This is a genomic window from Actinomadura montaniterrae (genome assembly GCF_008923365.1).
Classification (GTDB): domain Bacteria; phylum Actinomycetota; class Actinomycetes; order Streptosporangiales; family Streptosporangiaceae; genus Spirillospora; species Spirillospora montaniterrae.
Map to the genome: position 1 here is coordinate 17,368 of NZ_WBMR01000088.1, position 18,405 is coordinate 35,772.

The 18,405-nt window shown below is 72.7% G+C and carries 16 protein-coding genes; 4 read left to right on the forward strand and 12 right to left on the reverse strand.

Going from position 1 to position 18,405, the window contains the following annotated elements; translation table 11 throughout:
* Positions 1–79: 79 nt before the first annotated feature.
* On the reverse strand, positions 80–775 hold the full coding sequence (locus F9B16_RS26690) for a GntR family transcriptional regulator (protein ID WP_151542932.1): 696 nt from the start codon (positions 773–775) through the stop codon (positions 80–82).
* A gap of 158 nt (positions 776–933) precedes the next feature.
* Here F9B16_RS26690 and F9B16_RS26695 point away from each other — a divergent pair, with 158 nt between their 5' ends.
* Positions 934–2,094 (forward strand): acyl-CoA dehydrogenase family protein, encoded by a 1,161-nt coding sequence (locus tag F9B16_RS26695; RefSeq protein ID WP_151542933.1) that lies wholly within the window; start codon positions 934–936, stop codon positions 2,092–2,094.
* Positions 2,095–2,106: 12 nt separating this feature from the next.
* Here the strand turns inward: F9B16_RS26695 and glpK (F9B16_RS26700) are convergent, their stop codons facing one another.
* The gene (glpK, locus tag F9B16_RS26700; protein ID WP_151542935.1) at positions 2,107–3,633 is read right to left on the reverse strand and encodes a glycerol kinase GlpK; all 1,527 of its coding nucleotides are present in this window, start codon (positions 3,631–3,633) and stop codon (positions 2,107–2,109) included.
* Between the two features lie 72 nt (positions 3,634–3,705).
* Positions 3,706–4,473, reverse strand: a complete 768-nt coding sequence (locus F9B16_RS26705; protein WP_151542937.1) for an IclR family transcriptional regulator — start codon at positions 4,471–4,473, stop codon at positions 3,706–3,708.
* A gap of 251 nt (positions 4,474–4,724) precedes the next feature.
* On the opposite strand from F9B16_RS26705, the gene F9B16_RS26710 reads away from it, so the two are divergent.
* From F9B16_RS26710 to F9B16_RS26720, 3 genes are all read left to right on the forward strand, one after another.
* Positions 4,725–5,549, forward strand: coding sequence for an MIP/aquaporin family protein (locus tag F9B16_RS26710; RefSeq protein ID WP_151542939.1), 825 nt, complete (start codon positions 4,725–4,727; stop codon positions 5,547–5,549).
* A 48-nt stretch (positions 5,550–5,597) separates the two neighbouring features.
* On the forward strand, positions 5,598–7,115 hold the full coding sequence (glpK, locus tag F9B16_RS26715; protein ID WP_151542940.1) for a glycerol kinase GlpK: 1,518 nt from the start codon (positions 5,598–5,600) through the stop codon (positions 7,113–7,115).
* A 94-nt stretch (positions 7,116–7,209) separates the two neighbouring features.
* Positions 7,210–8,874, forward strand: coding sequence for a glycerol-3-phosphate dehydrogenase/oxidase (locus tag F9B16_RS26720; protein ID WP_151542942.1), 1,665 nt, complete (start codon positions 7,210–7,212; stop codon positions 8,872–8,874).
* Here F9B16_RS26720 and F9B16_RS26725 read toward each other — a convergent pair.
* From F9B16_RS26725 to F9B16_RS26765, 9 genes are all read right to left on the reverse strand, one after another.
* Complete coding sequence (locus F9B16_RS26725) at positions 8,871–9,683, reverse strand: FAS1-like dehydratase domain-containing protein (protein ID WP_151542944.1); 813 nt, start codon at positions 9,681–9,683, stop codon at positions 8,871–8,873. The genes F9B16_RS26720 and F9B16_RS26725 overlap by 4 nt on opposite strands.
* Before the next feature lie 102 nt (positions 9,684–9,785).
* The gene (locus F9B16_RS26730) at positions 9,786–10,772 is read right to left on the reverse strand and encodes an SDR family NAD(P)-dependent oxidoreductase (protein ID WP_151542946.1); all 987 of its coding nucleotides are present in this window, start codon (positions 10,770–10,772) and stop codon (positions 9,786–9,788) included.
* A gap of 33 nt (positions 10,773–10,805) precedes the next feature.
* Positions 10,806–11,978: an NADH:flavin oxidoreductase gene (locus tag F9B16_RS26735; RefSeq protein WP_151542948.1), complete on the reverse strand. Its 1,173-nt coding sequence runs from the start codon at positions 11,976–11,978 to the stop codon at positions 10,806–10,808.
* Between the two features lie 65 nt (positions 11,979–12,043).
* A complete protein-coding gene (locus F9B16_RS26740; protein WP_151542950.1) occupies positions 12,044–13,198 on the reverse strand; it encodes an acetyl-CoA C-acetyltransferase in 1,155 nt (384 codons plus the stop codon).
* A 20-nt stretch (positions 13,199–13,218) separates the two neighbouring features.
* Positions 13,219–13,836, reverse strand: coding sequence for a TetR/AcrR family transcriptional regulator (locus F9B16_RS26745; RefSeq protein ID WP_151542952.1), 618 nt, complete (start codon positions 13,834–13,836; stop codon positions 13,219–13,221).
* Between the two features lie 9 nt (positions 13,837–13,845).
* Entirely contained in the window at positions 13,846–14,625 is a 780-nt protein-coding gene (locus F9B16_RS26750) for an SDR family oxidoreductase (RefSeq protein ID WP_151542953.1), read from the reverse strand.
* Positions 14,622–15,803, reverse strand: a complete 1,182-nt coding sequence (locus tag F9B16_RS26755) for an acyl-CoA dehydrogenase family protein (protein ID WP_151542955.1) — start codon at positions 15,801–15,803, stop codon at positions 14,622–14,624. Before F9B16_RS26755 ends, F9B16_RS26750 begins: the two co-directional genes overlap by 4 nt.
* A 24-nt stretch (positions 15,804–15,827) precedes the next feature.
* Positions 15,828–17,132 carry a glycosyltransferase gene (locus F9B16_RS26760; RefSeq protein WP_151542957.1) on the reverse strand — a complete coding sequence of 435 codons (1,305 nt, stop codon included), beginning with the start codon at positions 17,130–17,132 and terminating at the stop codon, positions 15,828–15,830.
* A complete protein-coding gene (locus tag F9B16_RS26765) occupies positions 17,110–18,294 on the reverse strand; it encodes a CDP-glycerol glycerophosphotransferase family protein (protein ID WP_151542959.1) in 1,185 nt (394 codons plus the stop codon). The genes F9B16_RS26760 and F9B16_RS26765 overlap by 23 nt, the downstream gene beginning before the upstream one ends.
* Positions 18,295–18,405 lie beyond the last annotated feature (111 nt).

Sequence of the window (18,405 nt, forward strand, 5' to 3'; positions counted from 1 at the left end):
CGGTCGTCCATCGATCCCTCCCTGGCAATTTTTTATACGATATGGGGAGAGGCCGACCCGGGGAAGGGGCGACCCCCGGTCAGCCGGCCTGGCCGGCCCAGAACCCCTGCGCCTCCAGGTGCACGACCAGCAGCGTCCCGGCGTGCCGGATGTGCGCGCGCATCGCGCCGCGCGCGGCCTCGGCGTCCTCGGCCCGCAGCGCCGCGAGGATCAGCTGGTGGTCGTCGACGGAGGCCTGGCTCCAGCCCTGGATGCTGGAGTAGAAGCGGCGCGGCGCGTACCGCACCACCAGCTGCAGCAGCCACGCCGTCTTCGGCGAGTCGGCGCACAGGTTGATCACCCGGTGGAACTGGTGGTTGGCCCGCTCGATGCCCTCGGCGTCCGCCGCCTTGGACGCCTGTTCCAGCAGCCGCTGCGTCTGGTCGAGCGCCTCCAGCTCGTCCCGCGTGATCTTCTCGGCGGCGCGGGAGGCAAGCTCGCCGGCGAAGTACGCCTGCGCCTCGAACAGGTCCTGGACGTCCTGGCGCGACAGCGGCGCCGGCATGAAACCACGGCGCGGCTCCAGCGTGACGAAGCCCTCGCCGCGCAGCGACAGCAGCGCCTCGCGGACCGGGGTGACGCTGATCCCGAGGTCGTCGGCGATCCGCTCGAGCCGGAGGAACTCCCCGTGCCTGACCTGGCCGGACATGATGAGCTCGCGGACGTAGGCGGCCACCTCGTCGCTGAGCTGGCGGCGCCTGCCGAGGGCCCGGCCGCCGGAAATCGGCACTGTCATCGTCTCCCCGTGCGCCTGCGTGATCCCCAACATTATGTAGGAGACGGGCGCTTCTCCCCGGGTCCCGTAGCCGGATTCCCGGCCGCTCGAAGTTGACAACGATTGTTTTCAAATCAAATATATGAAAAGGCGCCCGCCGGCGCCAGGGCTCGAGGAGGATGGCAGCCGTGTTCACGCTGAGCGACGAGGAGCGCGCCATCGTCGAGGTCGTCGCGGACTTCGTCGACAAGGAGGTCCGGCCGGTGGCCCGCGACCTCGAGCACGCCGACGCCTACCCCGAGCACCTGATCGCCCGCATGAAGGAGCTGGGCGTCTACGGGCTCGCCGTGCCCGAGCCGTACGGCGAGGTCTCGGTCTCGAAAGCCTGCTACGCCCTCGTCACCGAGGAGCTGGCGCGCGGCTGGATGTCGCTCGCGGGCGCGTTCGGCGGGCACACGGTCGTCTCGCACCTGCTCGCGGTCTTCGGCACCGAGGAGCAGAAGCGCCGGTACCTGCCCCGGATGGCGACCGGCGAGCTGCGCGCCACGATGGCGCTGACCGAGCCGTCCGGCGGCTCCGACCTGCAGTCGATGGGCACGACGGCGCGCCGTGACGGCGACCGGTACGTGATCGACGGCGCCAAGATGTGGATCACCAACGCGCGCATGTCCGGCCTGGTCGCGCTGCTGTGCAAGACCGACCCGGACGCCGAGCCCCGCCACCGCGGCATCAGCATCCTGCTCGTCGAGAAGGGCCCGGGCCTGACCGTCTCCCGCGACCTGCCGAAGCTCGGCTACAAGGGCGTGGAGAGCTGCGAGCTGTCGTTCGACGGCTACGAGGCGCCGCTGGACGCGGTGCTCGGCGGCGAGGAGGGCCGCGGGTTCGCGCAGATGATGCGCGGTCTGGAGGTCGGCCGGATCCAGGTCGCGGCGCGCGCGCTCGGCGTGGCCCGGGCCGCGCTGGAGGACTCCGTCCGCTACGCCCAGGAGCGCGAGGCGTTCGGCAAGCCGATCTGGAAGCATCAGTCCGTCGGCAACTACCTCGCCGACATGGCCACCGAGCTGCGCGCGGCGCGGCTGCTCACCCTCGACGCCGCCGGACGGCTGGACGCCGACGAGCGCTGCGACATGGAGGCGGGCATGGCCAAGCTCTACGCGTCGGAGGCCGCGATGCGGATCGCCCTCAACGCCGTCCGGATCCACGGCGCCGCGGGCTACTCCACCGAGTTCGACATCGAGCGCTACTTCCGGGACGCCCCGCTGATGATCGTCGGCGAGGGCACCAACGAGATCCAGCGCAACGTGATCGTCAAGCAGCTCGTCGAGCGGAACCGGATCTGACGCGGCGCGTGCTCAAGGGGCGTCGTCGGGCTCCTCGCCCGCCCGGATCCAGTCGAAGGTGCGTTCCACGGCGCGCTTCCAGTTGTCGTACTCGTGGTCGCGGCGGCCCGCGTCCATCGCCGGGACCCAGCGGGCCGCGCGGTGCCAGTTGCGCCGCAGCCCCTCCAGGCCCGCCCAGTAGCCGACGGCCAGCCCGGCGGCGTACGCGGCGCCGAGCGAGACGGTCTCCACCACCATCGGCCGCGCCACCGGCACGTTCAGCATGTCGGCGACCATCTGCATCAGCAGGTTGTCCGAGGTCATGCCACCGTCGGCCTTCAGCTCCTTCAGGCTGAGCCCGGAGTCGCGGTTCATCGCGTCCACGACCTCGCGGGTCTGCCAGCCGGTCGCCTCCAGCACCGCCCGCGCCAGATGCCCCTTGGTGATGTAGGAGGTCAGGCCGACGATGATGCCGCGGGCCTCGCTGCGCCAGTGCGGCGCGAACAGCCCGGAGAACGCCGGGACGATGTAGCAGCCGCCGTTGTCGCTCACCGTCCGGGCGAGCGTCTCGATCTCCGGCGCCGTGGTGATCAGCCCGAGCCCGTCGCGGAACCACTGGACGAGCGCGCCGGTGATCGCGATCGAGCCCTCCAGCGCGTACACGGCCGGCTCGTCGCCGATCTTGTAGCCGACGGTGGTGAGCAGCCCGTTCTCCGACCGCACCGGCTTCGTCCCGGTGTTCATCAGCAGGAACGCGCCGGTGCCGTAGGTGCACTTGGTCTCGCCGGGCGCGAAGCACGTCTGGCCGAACAGCGCCGCCTGCTGGTCGCCGAGCGCGGCGCCGACCCGCACCCCTGGGAACACCTTGCGGGCCGTGCCGTAGGTCTCGGTCGACGACCTGATCTCCGGCAGCATCGCCCGCGGCACCCCGAAGAACGCGAGCAGATCGTCGTCCCAGGACAGCGTGTGCAGGTCCATCAGCAGGGTGCGGCTGGCGTTGGTGACGTCGGTGACGTGCACGCCGCCGTCGACGCCGCCGCTGAGGTTCCAGATCAGCCAGCTCTCCATGGTGCCGAACAGCACCTCGCCGCGCTCGGCGCGCTCGCGCAGGCCGGGCGTGTGGTCGAGCAGCCAGCGGATGCGCGGCGCGGAGAAGTAGGTGGCGAGGGGCAGGCCGCTGCGCTCGGTGACGATCGCGGCGCCGGGCGCGCGGCCGAGCTCGTCGACCAGGGCGCCGGTCCGCATGTCCTGCCAGACGATGGCGCGGCCGATCGGGACGCCGGTGAGGCGGTCCCACAGGACGGTGGTCTCGCGCTGGTTGGCGATGCCGACGGCGGCGACCTGGTTCGCGGTGACGCCCGCCTGCGCGAGGGCCTCAGGGGCGATCCGCTCCAGGTTCCGCCAGATCTCCATCGGGTCGTGCTCGACCCAGCCGGGCTTCGGGAAGTGCTGCCGGTGCTCGCGCTGCGCCACCGACACCAGCCGGCCGCCGTGGTCGAACAGGATGCACCGGGTCGAGGTGGTGCCCTGGTCGATCGACATCACGTAGCGTTCGGTCACGTCGCACCCTCTCCCCCGCCGTGCCCCTTCCCCGTCACCAGCGGCTTCCCCGTCACCACCGGCCCCCGCGCGTCACCATCGCGAGCCCCCGAGGTCGCGGGAGACGGCGCGGGCCGCGTCCCGCACGAACGCCACCAGGCGGGGCTCGGGGGCGCGGCCGGTGTCGCAGATCCGCTCGACCGCGCCGGAGATGCCGATGGCCCCGACGACGAGTCCCCCGTACCCGCGGATCGGGGCGGCGATGCCGGCCTCGCCGATGGACAGCTCCTCGACCTCGGCCGCCCAGCCGTTCTCCCGGACCCGGGTGGCGGCCCGTGCGAGCAGGCGCGGATCGGTGATCGTCCGGCGGCAGTAGGACTCCAGCTCGGTGTCGCGGATCGAGGCCGCCGCGTTGGCGTCGTGCGCCAGCAGCGCCTTGCCGAGCGCGGTCGCGTGCAGCGGCAGCAGCGACCCGACGTCCAGCGCCTGCAGGGTGTCGTCGGGCCGGAAGACGTGGTGGACGACCAGCACCTTCCCGTCGAGGAGGGTGCCGATGCGGACGGCCTCGCCGCTGCGCGAGGCGAGCGCGTCGGCCCAGTTGATCGCCCGGGAGCGCAGCTCGTTGACGTCCAGGTAGCTGGTGCCGAGGTGGAGCAGGGCGGCGCCGAGCTGGTACTTTCCGGTGCCGCCGTCCTGCTCGACGAAGCCGACCCGCTCCAGGGTGCGCAGGATGCCGTGCGCGGTGCCGCGGGCGAGCCCGAGCGAGCTGGCGATCTCACCGACGCCGAGCCGGCCGGAGCTGGCGGCGAGCAGCCGCAGGATCGCGGCGGCCCGCTCGATCGACTGCACAGGTCCGGGCATGAATCCGATGCTAGTTCTCGGGGCAGGGTGCCGACAATGTCGGCAGCCGTCGTCATCACCGCCGTTTCCGTCCCGAACTGCCCGGATTCTGTGATCTGGTGCACAGGGGGGAGGGTAACCGGCGCCGGGCGGCGGGGAAAGTGTTCGACATTGTCGGCAGCCTTCCGTTGTTTCCGGGTCATCCGCGTCTTACGTTCTGGCCAGCCTCATGGGGCTTCGCGTCCACCCCACGCAGCCGAGGAGCTAGAGACATGGCGGAACGCCGGAAATTCCCACCGCTGGCCGGTGAGCTCGCCGCCGAGTTCGCCGGGACGATGATCCTGATCCTGTTCGGGGTCGGCGTCGTCGCGCAGGTCGCCGGGGCCGACATCGGCGACCACGACAGCATCGCCTGGGCCTGGGGGCTCGGCGTCACGCTCGGCGTCTACGTCGCCGCGCGGATCAGCGGCGCCCACCTCAACCCCGCGGTCACGGTCGCGCTGGCCGCGTTCAAGGAGTTCTCCTGGCGGAAGGTGGCGCCCTACATCGCCGCCCAGACCGCCGGCGCGTTCATCGCGGCGCTGATCGTCCGCTGGAACTACAGCGAGATCCTGGCCAAGGTCGACCCCGGCCACACCATCAAGACCCAGGGCGTCTTCTCGACGCTGCCGGGCAACGGGACCCTGCCCGTCGGCACCTGGGGCGCGTTCCGCGACCAGGTCATCGGCACCGCGATCCTGCTGTTCGTCATCAAGGCGCTCACCGACGCGCGGAACGCGCCGCCGCTGGCCAACCTCGGCCCGTTCCTGATCGGGCTGCTGGTCGTGGGGATCGGCATGGCGTTCGGTTCGGACGCCGGCTACGCGATCAACCCGGCGCGCGACTTCGGCCCGCGCCTCGCGCAGTTCATCACCGGCTACGGCGGCGCCTGGAAGGACCAGAACGGGGATCTGTACTTCTGGGTCCCGATCGTCGCGCCGCTCATCGGCGGCGTGCTCGGCGCCGGCCTGTACAAGCTGCTGATCGGCTGGTTCCTGCCGTCCGACGACGTGGAGCCGGACGTCGCCAAGCCCGAGCCCGAGTACGAGACGGCATGATCGCTTCTCGTCCCCGTCCGCAGGCCCTTCCCACTGGAGATTCCGCACATGGCTGACTTCGTCGGAGCGCTCGACCAGGGCACCACGAGCACCCGCTTCATGATCTTCGATCACGGCGGCAACGAGATCGCCCGCCACCAGCTCGAGCACGAGCAGATCCTGCCGCGGGCCGGCTGGGTCGAGCACAACCCCACCGAGATCTGGGAGCGCACCCGCGCGGTCATCCAGAGCACGCTGAACAAGGCGAACCTGACCCACGCCGACCTCGCCGCGTTCGGCATCACCAACCAGCGGGAGACGACGCTGGTGTGGGACCGCCGCACCGGACGGCCCTACTTCAACGCGATCGTCTGGCAGGACACCCGCACCGACCGCATCGCCTCCGCGCTGGAGCGCGAGGGCAAGGGCGACGTCATCCGGCGCAAGGCCGGGCTGCCGCCCGCGACCTACTTCTCCGGCGGCAAGATCCAGTGGATCCTGGAGAACGTCGACGGGGTCCGGGAGGCGGCCGAGCGCGGCGACGCGATCTTCGGGACGACCGACAGCTGGGTGCTGTGGAACCTGACGGGCGGCCCCGACGGGGGCGCGCACGTCACGGACGTCACCAACGCCAGCCGCACCATGCTGATGGACCTGGAGACCCTCGACTGGGACGACGAGCTGCTGTCGTTCTTCGGCATCCCGCGCGCGATGCTGCCGCAGATCAGGCCGTCGTCGACGTCCGAGGCGTACGGGCTGACCCGCCCGGACGGCCCGCTCGGCGGCGAGGTCCCGCTGACGGCCGCGCTCGGCGACCAGCAGGCCGCGACGGTCGGGCAGGTGTGCTTCTCGCCCGGCGAGGCCAAGAACACCTACGGCACCGGCAACTTCCTGCTGCTGAACACGGGCAACGAGCTGGTCCGGTCGAAGAACGGGCTGCTGACCACGGTCTGCTACCAGTTCGGGTCCGAGAAGCCGGTGTACGCGCTGGAGGGCTCGATCGCGGTGACCGGGTCGGCGGTGCAGTGGCTGCGCGACCAGCTCGGCATCATCTCCGGCGCCGCGCAGAGCGAGGCGCTCGCCCGGCAGGTCGAGGACAACGGCGGCGTCTACTTCGTCCCCGCGTTCTCCGGCCTGTTCGCCCCGTACTGGCGGTCGGACGCGCGCGGCGCGATCGTCGGCCTGTCCCGCTTCAACACCAACGCCCACCTGGCCCGCGCCACCCTCGAATCGATCTGCTACCAGTCGCGGGACGTCGTCGAGGCCATGCGCGAGGACTCCGGCGTCGCCCTCGACACGCTCAAGGTCGACGGCGGGATCACCGCCAACGAGCTGTGCATGCAGATGCAGGCCGACATCCTCGGCGTCCCGGTGTCGCGTCCGGTCGTCGCCGAGACGACCGCGCTCGGCGCCGCCTACGCCGCCGGCCTCGCCGTCGGGTTCTGGAACACCACCGACGAGCTGCGCCAGAACTGGAACGAGGACAAGCGCTGGCAGCCCACCTGGGACGACGAGCAGCGCGCCACCGGCTACGCCGGCTGGAAGAAGGCCGTCAACCGAACCCTCGACTGGGTCGACGTCGACTAGACCCGGCCGGGACGACACGCGCGGCGGGGCCGGGACACCGGCGCCGGCCCCGCCCGCACCATCCTGACCGATCACCCCTCATCGGGAGCATGCAGTGACATCCGTAGCCCTCGGCCCTCGGTACCGCGAGGACACCCTGCGCGCCCTGGCCGAGAACGAGTTCGACGTCCTGGTCGTCGGCGGCGGCATCGTCGGCGCGGGCGCCGCGCTCGACGCGGTCTCCCGGGGCCTGTCCGTGGCCCTGGTGGAGGCGCGCGACTGGGCGGCCGGCACCTCCAGCCGCTCCAGCAAGCTGATCCACGGCGGGCTCCGCTACCTGGAGCAGCGCGACTTCGGGCTGGTCCGCGAGGCGCTGCGGGAGCGCGCCCTGCTCCTGCACCGGCTCGCGCCGCACCTGGTGCGGCCCGTCCAGTTCCTGTACCCGCTGCGCAACCGGGTGTGGGAGCGGGCGTACGTCAGCGCCGGCGTGACCCTGTACGACACGATGGGCGGCGCGCGGTCGCTGCCCCGGCACCGGCAGCTCACCCGGCGCGGCGCGCTGCGGGAGGCGCCGGCCCTGCGCTCGGACGCGCTCGTCGGCGCGATCCAGTACTACGACGCGCAGGTGGACGACGCCCGTTACACGATGATGGTCGCCCGTACCGCCGCCCGGTACGGCGCGAGGGTCGCCACGCGCGCCGAGGTGACGGGGTTCCTCCGCGAGGGCGAGCGGGTCACCGGGGCGCACGTCGTGGACCTGGAGGGCGGGCGGGAGATCACCGTCCGGGCCCGCCGGGTCGTCTGCGCGACGGGCGTGTGGACGGACGGCGCGCAGGCGATGACGGGGTCGCGCGCGGCGTTCGCGGTGCGCGCGTCCAAGGGCGTCCACCTGGTGGTGCCGCGCGACCGGATCCCGATGGACACCGGGCTGATCACCCGGACCGAGCGCAGCGTGCTGTTCATCATCCCGTGGGGCCGGCACTGGCTGGTCGGCACGACCGACACCCCGCACGACGAGGGCCCGGACGAGCCGGTCGCCGACCACACCGACATCGGCTACCTGCTGGAGCGGGTGAACGCGGTGCTGCGCACGCCGCTGACCATGGACGACGTCGAGGGCGTGTACGCGGGGCTGCGGCCGCTGCTGTCCGGCGAGATGGACGACACCGCGCGGCTGTCCCGCGAGCACGCCGTCGCCGAGCCGGTGCCGGGGCTGGTCGTCGTCACCGGCGGCAAGTTCACCACCTACCGGGTGATGGCGCGCGACGCGGTCGACGTGGTCGCCGAGGGCCTGGACGAGGCGGTGCCCGCGTCGGTCACCGGGCGGCTGCCGATCCTCGGCGCGGACGGCTTCGAGGTGCTGTGGAACGAGCGGCGCCGGCTCGCCGCCCGCTCCGGGCTGCACGTCGCGCGGATCGAGCACCTGCTGCGCCGGTACGGGTCGTGCGCGCAGGACGTCCTCGACCTGGTCGCCGCGGAGCCGGAGCTCGGCGCACCGATCCCCGGCGCGGAGGACTACCTGTGCGCCGAGGCCGTCTACGCGGTGACGCACGAGGGCGCCCTGCACCTGGAGGACGTCCTCGCGCGGCGGCTGCGGGTGTCGATCGAGGAGTGGGACGGCGGCCTCGCCGCGGCGGCGCACGTCGCCGGCCTCCTCGCGCCGCGGCTGGGCTGGAGCCGCGAGGACGCCGCCGACGAGGTCAAGCGGTACGTCCTGCAGATCAGGGCGGAGCGCCGCGACGGGCCCGCCGTGGTGGAGCCTCCCGTCACCGCGGCTTAGGCGGCGGAGAAGGTCGCGGTCATCGCGGTGACGCCGCCGGGCGCCTCGATCGACAGTTCGCCGTCCGGCGAGCCGGCCGCGACGAAGGGCTGCCGCGCGTGGACGGGCCTGCGGGCACGGAACGACAGTTCCGTCACCTTCATGCCCGCCCGGCGCGGCAGCTCCAGGCAAAGGATCGCCAGCAGCGGGCCGTGTACGACGAGCCCGCCGTGTCCCTCGACCTCGGTCGCGTAGGTCTCGTCGTAGTGGATGCGGTGGGCGTTGTAGGTGAGCGCGCTGAACCGGAACAGCAGCACCGGGTCGGCGGTCACCGGCAGCGTCCACGGCGCCTTCACCTCCGGCGCCTCGAAGGACACCTCTGGCGGACGGGACGCCGCGTCGCCGCTGCGGTAGACGAGGTCCTGCTCCTCGACGGCGATCTCGGTGCCGTCGCGCAGGAAAGTGTGGCGGACGGTGACGAACAGCATCTCGCCGCTGCGTCCCTGCTTGACCGCCGTCGAAGCCAGCTCGGCGCGGCGCGAGACGGTGTCACCGATGCGCAACGGCTCGCGGACGCGGAACCTGCCGCCGGCGAACATGCGCCGCCGGTCGGGGATCGGCGGCAGGAAGTGCCCGGCGAGCGGGTGTCCATCGGGGCCGAGCTCGCGCTGCGCGGGCCGTTCGAGGAAGTGCAGCCAGTGCCACAGCGGCGGCAGCTCCTCCCCCGGCGGCTCGACGTCCAGCACCCCGGCCAGCGCGGCCGACGGCGCGGCGTCGATGACCTCGGCCGTCTCCACCGGTTCCGGCGACCAGCCGCCCACGTCGATCATCGCCTCACCTCTCGGCCGTCCGTCGTCCCCCAGGGATTATGCCGACGGCCGGAAACGGCACCGGGCCCGGGCCCCGCGACGAGGACCCGGGCCGGGGACGCCCTACTCCGCGAACGCGTCGACGCCGGTCAGCTCGGCCGAGTACGCCCACAGCCGCGCGGCCTCGTCCGGGTCGGTCGCGTAGGGCCGGACGCCCACGGGCGCGGGCGCGCCCGCCTTCCGGCCGCGCACCTCCGGCACGCCGGCCGGGGTGGGCTCGGCGATGTCGCAGTCCATGCAGTAGACGCCGCCCATCCCGTCCAGCCGCGGGGACGTCGCCGCCCACACCGCCGTCGCCGCGCCCTGCTCCGGGGTCTTGAAGCCCTGGGCGATCTCGTTGCCGTCCTCGTCGATCCACCCGTAGGCGATCTTGTCCTCCTTCGGGATGTGCCGCTGCAGAGGCGTGAGGATGCTGCCCGGGTGGAGGGAGAACGCGCGCACGGAGTCCTTCGCCAGGGCGTCCAGGTGCACGGCGAACAGCACGTTGGCGGTCTTCGCCTGCCCGTACGCCTCCCACCGGTCGTAGCCGCGGGCGAAGTGCGGGTCGTCCCAGCGCATCCGGGAGAAGTGGTGCCCCTGCGAGGACACGGCGACGACGCGGGCGCCGGGCCTGACCGCCGGCCACAGCCGGTTCACCAGCGCGAAGTGCCCGAGGTGGTTGGTGGCGAACTGCGCCTCCCAGCCCGGGCCGACCCGCGTCTCCGGGCAGGCCATGACCGCCGCGTTGCCGATGATCATGTCGATGCCGCGGCCGGACGCCAGGAACCGGTCGGCGAAGCCCCGCACGCTCTCCAGGTCGCCGAGGTCCAGCTCGTCCACCTCGGCGCCGCCGATCCCGTCGAGCGCCTCCTTCGCCACCGCGGGGCGCCGCGCGGGCACCACCACACGCGCGCCGGCCTCGGCCAGGGCCCGGGTCGTCTCCAGCCCGAGCCCGGAGTACCCGCCGGTCACGACGGCCAGCCGCCCGGACAGGTCGATGCCCGCGAGGACGTCGCGCGCCGTGCTCTCGAACCCGAAACCCGAATCGATCCTGCGTTGCGGAGTGGTCATGCCCTCACGCTACGAGTTGGAGCGCACTCCAGGTCAAGCCGGGTTCTCCGCCGGGATCTCGGGGCAGTGCGTGCCGGTGTAGATGGTCGGCATGCAGCGGTTGCAGTGGATGCACAGCGAGCGTGTCGAGGGGTCCGCCGCGATCCTTTTCACCAGGTCGGGCTCGCGCAGCAGCGCGCGTCCCATCGCGACGAACTGGAAGCCCTCCGCCATCGCCCGGTCCATGGTCTCGCGGTTGGTGACGCCGCCGAGCAGGATGAGCGGCAGGTCCAGCTCGGCGCGGAACCGGCGGGCGTGCTCGAGGAGGAACGCGTCCTGGTACGGGTAGGCGCGCAGGAACTTCGTGCCGGACATCCGGATGCCCGTCCGCAGCGGCTGCTTGAAGTTCGCGGCGAACTCCTTGACCGGCGCGCCGCCGCGGAACAGGTACATCGGGTTCAGCAGGGAGCTGCCCGCCGTCAGCTCCAGGGCGTCGACGGTCCCCTCCTCCTGCAGCCACCGGGCGACCTGCAGGCTGTCGTCGATCTCCAGCCCGCCCGGCACGCCGTCCCGCATGTTGATCTTCGCGGTGACGGCGATCCGGTCGCCGACCTCCTCGCGCACCGCGCGGGCGATGCCGAGCGCCACCTTCGCGCGGTTCTCGATCGGCCCGCCGTATTCGTCGTCGCGCTTGTTCAGCCGCGGGCTGAGGAACGAGCTGGCGAGGTAGTTGTGCCCGAAGTGGATCTCGACGGCGTCGAACCCCGCCTCGATCGCCAGCCGCGCCGCGCCGGCGTGGGCGCGGGTGACCCGCTCGATGTCCTCGGCCGTCGCGGGCTTGGTGAAGCGCATCCCGATCGGGTTGAAGAACCGTCCCGCCGACAGCCCGCGCATCTTGTTGGAGGCGGCGTCGGCGACCGGGCCGGCGTGCCCGATCTGCGCGGACACCGCGGCGCCCTCGGCGTGCACCGCGTCGGTGAGGCGCCGCAGCCCCGGAACGGCCTCGGGCCGCATGTGGATCTGCCGCCGCTCCGTGCGGCCCTCCGGCGCGACCGCGCAGTAGGCGACGGTCGTCATCGCCACTCCCCCGGCGGCGGGCCGCCGGTGGTACTCGATCAGGTCGTCGGTGACGAGGGCGTCCGGGGTCATGCCCTCGAACGTGGCGGCCTTGACGACCCGGTTCCGCAACGTGACGGGCCCGAGCTTCGCGCTCTCGAAGACGTCCACAACGACCTCCGATCGGGGGGTGGGGGAAGGCGCCGGGCCCGCGGCCTCCCGCGGGCCCGGAGGGGTCAGAGGCGCTCGATGACGGTGACGTTGGCCTGGCCGCCGCCCTCGCACATCGTCTGGAGGCCGTAGCGGCCGCCGGTGCGCTCCAGCTCGTGCAGCAGCGTGGTCATCAGCCGGGCGCCGGTGGCGCCGAGCGGGTGGCCGAGGGCGATGGCGCCGCCGTTCGGGTTGACCCTCGCCGGGTCGGCGCCGGTCTCCTTCAGCCAGGCGAGCACGACCGGCGCGAACGCCTCGTTGATCTCGACGGCGTCGAAGTCGCCGATCGTCATGCCGGTCTTCTTCAGCGCGTGGGCGGTGGCGGGGATCGGCGCGGACAGCATCCGGATCGGGTCCTCGCCGCGCGCGGAGATGTGGTGGATGCGGGCGCGCGGGGTGAGGCCGTGGTCCTTGACGGCCTGCTCGGAGGCGATGAGCAGGGCGGCGGAGCCGTCGGAGATCTGGGAGGCGAGCGCGGCGGTGAGCCGGCCGCCCACGACGAGGGTCTTCAGCCCGGCCATCTTCTCCCGGGTGGTGTCGCGGCGCGGGCCCTCGTCGGCGGTGACGCCCTCCAGCGGGACGATCTCCCGCTCGAACCGGCCCTCGTCGATCGCGCGGATCGCCCGCTGGTGCGACTGGTAGGCGAACTCCTCCATCTCCTCGCGGGAGATGTCCCAGTCGCGGGCGATCATCTCGGCGCCGTTGAACTGCGACACCTCGGCGTCGCCGTACCGCTCCGTCCAGCCCTTGGAGCCGGCGAACGGGCCCTGGGTGAAGCCGAGCGGCTCGGCGGCGGTCATCGCGAACGAGATCGGGATCTGCGACATGTTCTGCACGCCGCCCGCGACGACGAGGTCGGACGTCCCGGCGAGGACGGCCTGCGCGGCGAAGTGCACGGCCTGCTGCGAGGAGCCGCACTGCCGGTCGACGGTGACGCCGGGGACCTCCTCGGGCAGCCCGGCGGCGAGCCAGCAGGTGCGGGCGATGTCGCCGGCCTGCGGGCCGACGCTGTCGACGTTGCCGAACACCACGTCCTCGACGGCGGCGGGGTCCACCTTCGCGCGGTCCATCAGCGCCTTCAGCACGTGGGCGCCGAGGTCGGCGGGGTGGACGCCGGCGAGCCCGCCCTTCTTGCGGCCGACGGGGGCGCGGACCGCTTCGACGATGTAGGCCTCGGCCATGGGGGGTGTCTCCTTCGGGGCTAGCTCGCCTGGATGCCTTCGAGGACCATGGCGAGGTACTGCTTGGCGATGTCGTCGGCGGACAGCCGCCCGCCGTGCTGGTACCAGTTGGCCGCGACCCAGACGGTGTCGCGGATGAAGCGGTAGATCAGCGTCCGGTCGAGGTCGGCGCGGAAGGCGCCCTCCTCGACGCCGCGGTCCAGCAGGGACATCCACATCGTCTCGAAGCGGCGCTGCGACTCGAGCAGGTAGTGGAAGCGCTCGCTGGTGGCGAGGTGCTTGGACTCGTTCTGGTAGAGGACGACGGCGGGCCGGTGCCGGTCGATCGAGCGGAACGACTCGACGATGACGCCCTCCATGGTGTCGCGGGCGCTGAGCTCCGCCGCGAGGACGCGCTCGTAGGCCGCCCACATCTCGTCCAGGAAGGTCGACAGGATCTCGTCGGCCATCGCCTCCTTGGAGTCGAAGTGGTAGTAGAGGCTGCCGCCGAGGATGCCGGCGGCGTCGGCCACCTTCCGGACGGTGGTGGCGGAGTACCCCTGCGAGGCGAACACCTCGGCGGCGGTGGCGAGCAGCTCGGCCCGCCGCTCCGCGCGGGCGGCGGCGGTGCCCTCGGCGTCGCGCCGTCGTGGACTCATGGTCGGTTCCTAAGCGTGCTGGGAAGAGACGGAGACGACCTCCCCGGTCATGTACGAGGAGTAGTCGCTGGCCAGGAAGACGATAACGTTGGCCACCTCCCACGGCTCGGCGTAGCGGCCGAACGCCTCGCGCCGCGTCAGCTCGTCGAGCAGCTCCTCCGACGTCACCTTGACCAGGTGGGGGTGCATGGCGAGGGACGGCGAGACGGCGTTGATCCGCACGCCGAACTCGGCGGCCTCCAGCGCGGAGCAGCGGGTGAGGGCCATCACGCCGGCCTTGGCGGCGGCGTAGTGCGACTGGCCCTTCTGCGCCCGCCAGCCGATCACCGACGCGTTGTTGACGATGACGCCGGCGCCCTGGTCGCGCATGATCCGCAGCGCGGCGCGGGTGCAGCGCATCGTGCCGTTCAGCGTGATGTCGAGGACGCGTCCCCACTGGTCGTCGGTCATGTCGACCAGGTCGGCGGTGCCGCCGAGGCCGGCGTTGTTGACGGCGACGTCGATCCGGCCGAACCGCTCGACGCCCAGCGCGTACAGGGCCTGGACCTGCTCCTCGTCGGTGACGTCGCAGGGCAGGGAGGCGACCCGGTCGGCGCCGAACTCCTTCTCCAGCTCCTGCGCGGACGCGGCGAGCCGCCGCTCGTGCGCGTCGGAGATCAGGACGCGGGCGCCCTCCTCCAGGCAGCGGCGGGCGGCGGCGCCGCCGATCCCGGCGCCGGCGGCGGCGGTGATGACGACGGCGCGGTCCTTCAGCAGGCCGTGCCCGGGGACGTAGGGGGGCGGCGTCATCCGCGAGCCTCTCTGGGGAGACCGAGCACCCGCTCGGCGATGATGTTGCGCTGGATCTCGTTCGACCCGGCGTAGATCGTGTCGGAGCGGGAGAACAGGAACAGCCGCTGCCAGTCGTTGAGGTCGTAGGGTTCGCCGTCGGCGACCATTCCGGCGGCGCCGAGGACGTCCATGGCGAGCTCGCCGAGTTCGCGGTGCCAGGTGCCCCAGACGAGCTTGGAGATCGACGACTCGGGCCCGGGGGCGCCGGACGCGACGCCCGCCATCGTGCGGACCGCGTTCAGCCGCATGACCTCGAGGCCCATGTAGGCGCGGGTGAGGCGGTCGCGCAGCAGCGGGTCGTCGATGGCGCCGGTGCGGCGGGCGAGGTCGAGCACGCCCTCGAACTCGCGGCGGAACCCGACCTGCTGGCCGAGGGTGGCGACGCCGCGCTCGAAGCCGAGCGTGGCCATCGCGATCTTCCAGCCCTCGCCGGGCGCGCCGACGATGTTGCCGGCGTCGGTGCGGGCGCCGTCGAAGAAGACCTCGTTGAACTCGGAGGTGCCGGTGAGCTGGACGATCGGCCGGATGTCGACGCCGTCCTGCTTCATCGGGACGAGCAGGTAGGACAGGCCGTGGTGGCGGGACGAGCCGGGCTCGGTGCGGCAGACGACGAAGCACCAGTCCGATTCGAGGGCGTTGGACGTCCAGACCTTCTGCCCGTCGACCGTCCAGTGGTCGCCGGCGAGCGCGGCGCGGGTCTGCACGTTGGCGAGGTCGGAGCCGGCGTTGGGCTCGGAGTAGCCCTGGCACCACAGCTCCTCGACCGCGACGATCGGCGGCAGGAAGCGCGCCTTCTGCTCGTCGGTGCCGAACGCGATGATGGTGGGGCCGAGCAGGTTCTCGCCGATGTGCCCGACGCGGGCGGGGGCGTCGGCGAGCGCGTACTCCTCGTTGAAGATCACCTGCTGCCGGACGGTGGCGCCGCGGCCGCCGTGCTCCTCGGGCCAGCCCACGCACGTCCAGCCCGCGGCGGCCATGTGCCGCTCCCAGGCCAGCCGCTCCTCGAACGCCTCGTGCTCGCGGCCGGGCCCGCCGAGCCCGCGCGCGTGCGCGAACTCGCCCGACAGGTTGGCCTCCAGCCAGCCGCGGACCTCGGCGCGGAACGCCCGGTCCGCCGGGGACTCGTTCTCGTTCACGCCCGGCACTTTACCAAACAGTTGTTAGAAAGAATCGGCCTCCAGGGCCGGCTCCACCTCGCCCGCCCGCACGGCGGGCTGCCCGAGCCCCGGCGCGGGCACCGCGGACCGGTCCCCTGCGGCGCGTTCCCGCACCGCCGGGAGATCGCGGTGCAGCAGGTCGAACAGCCGGTCCCAGCGGGCCAGCACCGTCTCCGGCTGGAAGCGCTGCACCGACGCGCGAGCTTCGGCGCCGAGCTGGCAGCACAGCTCCTGGTCCTCGATCAGGCGTTCCAGCGCCTCGGCGAACGCGGCCGTGTCCCCCGGCCGCACGAGCAGCCCGCCCGTCTCCTCGCCCCGCTCGCCGAGCAGCATCCGCACGCCCGGCGCGCAGTCGAACGCCACCGTCGGCAGCCCGTACGCCATCGCCTCCATCACCGACATCGGCACCCCCTCCGCGCGGGACGGCAGCGCGAACACCGACGCCTCGACCATCGCCTCCTCGACGTCGGCAACGACGCCCCGGAACTCGACCGACCCTGTCAGCCCTGCGGCGGCCGCCTGCTCGCGCAGCGCCTCCTCGTCAGGCCCGGTGCCGTAGACGTGCAGCCGCCACTCCGGATGCCGCCCGTGTACCCGCTCCCACGCCTCCAGCAGCAGGTCCACGCCCTTCTCGTAGGACAGGCGGCCCACGCAGGCGACCGCGGGCAGGTTGAGCGTCGGATAGACGGCCGGGGTGACGTGCAGCGCGTTCGGGATGTGGTCGGCGTTCGTCATGCCGTCCCTCGCCCACGCGTCCGCGTCCTCCGGCGTCAGCGTGAGGAACCGGTCGACGTGCGCGAAGTGCCGCTTCACCCGCTGGTACCGGGTCGACTTGCGGCTCGCCTTGTACGACTCGTGGCTCATGCCGATCACCCGCAGCCCCGAGGTGCCGGCCCGCCGGACCCACTCCATCGCCCACACCTGCGGCACGATCACCACGGCGCCCGGACGGGCCGCCGCGAACATCCGGGTCAGGCGGGCGGCGCCGCGCCGCTGCACGGCCGACCGCCACACGTCGCGCCCGCGCGCCGCCGCGTTCACCCGGTCCCGCAGCCGCTCGGGCCGCCACTCCAGCACCGGCGGGCGCCACGTGTCGTGCAGGACCTCCACCCTGTACGAGCCGTCGCGGCCGTGGTGGTGCCGGTCCGGCCCGCGGACGATCCCGACGAGCGTGACGCGGTCGCCCCGCTCTGCCAGCATCCGCGCCATGTGGTGCGCCCAGCGCTGCAGGCCCCCCATCTCGTCGACGTTGTTGCAGACGATGAAGACGTCGCGCGGTGCGTGCTCAGCGGTTCCGGTGGGAACCATGGGCGCTCCTTTCTCCGAAGTAACGGTCCACGACGGTGCGCGCGGCGGTGCCGCGGTCGTGCTCCCCGAACCGCGCGGCGAACGCGCGGCGCCGCGCCGCGTGCGCGGACCCGGCGGCGTCCAGGTCCGCGAGCGCGGCGACCAGCTCGTCCTCGGTCCGGGTGACCGGGCCGGGCGCGTGCTCCTCAAGGTCGAAGTAGCCGGTGTCGTGCTCGCCGCCGGCCGGCAGGTGCAGCACGATCGGCCGGTCCAGCAGCGCGAAGTCGAACATGATCGACGAGTGGTCGGTGACGAGCGCGTCGGCGAGCAGGAGCAGCAGGGTCGCGTCCGCGACGTCCCCGACGTCCCGCATCGCCCGCGCCGCCGACGGCGGCAGGTTCGCGCGGCACAGGTAGTGCGGGCGGACGAGCAGGACGATCTCGTCCCCAAGGTCGCGGGCGAACCGCGCCGGGTCCACGGGCGGTTCCATCAGCTTCACCGGCCTGCCCTTCGGCCCCGTCTTGAAGGTCGGCGCGTAGAGGACGGCGCGGCGCCCGTCGTCCAGCCGGAGCGAGCGGCGCAGGGCGGCGACCTCGGCGGCCAGTTCCGGGTCCCCGTCCACGCCGTTGACCAGCGGGTCGTTGCGCGGGTACCCGGCGGGCAGCAGCTCCGACCGGACCCCGAGCCCCTTGGCGAGGGTGTCCACGTCGTGCCCGGAGCGGATGAGGAAGCAGTCGAAGCGGTCCACCATCCGCGCGAGCCTGGTCCGTTCGGACGCGGGCCCGCTCTTCATCGGCGGCTGGTCGAGCCCCATCAGCTTGTACGCCGACCCGTGCCAGGTCTGGATGTAGGTGGTCTCGGGGCGCTTGCGCAGCCCCTCCGGATAGCCCTGGTTGTCGATCCAGAACTCGGCCCGCGCGAGCGCGAGGTGGTAGCGCCACGAGCCCCGCTTCACCAGCTTCGCGTCGGACGGGAAGCCCTTCGCCGACGACGCGTACGACCACACCGCCTCGACCGGGCGGTCCGAGCGGCGCAGCTCGCGGTAGATGTACTTCGGGTTGTCGGAGTAGTGCAGGCCGAGATGGCTCTCGAACACCGCGAGGCCCTTGCGGACCGGAAGCCGGATCAGGACCCGGTTGAACACCGCGGCCTTCGTCCTGCCGGACGCCAGCGTGCGGCGCATGGAGCGCTCCAGCCGCCGCGCGCGCCGCCAGCCCGTCCGCGCCGGCGCGCTCCCCGCGACCCGGGCGACCGCGGTGGCCGCGCGCCGGGTCCGCGGGTCGGCGGTCGCGAG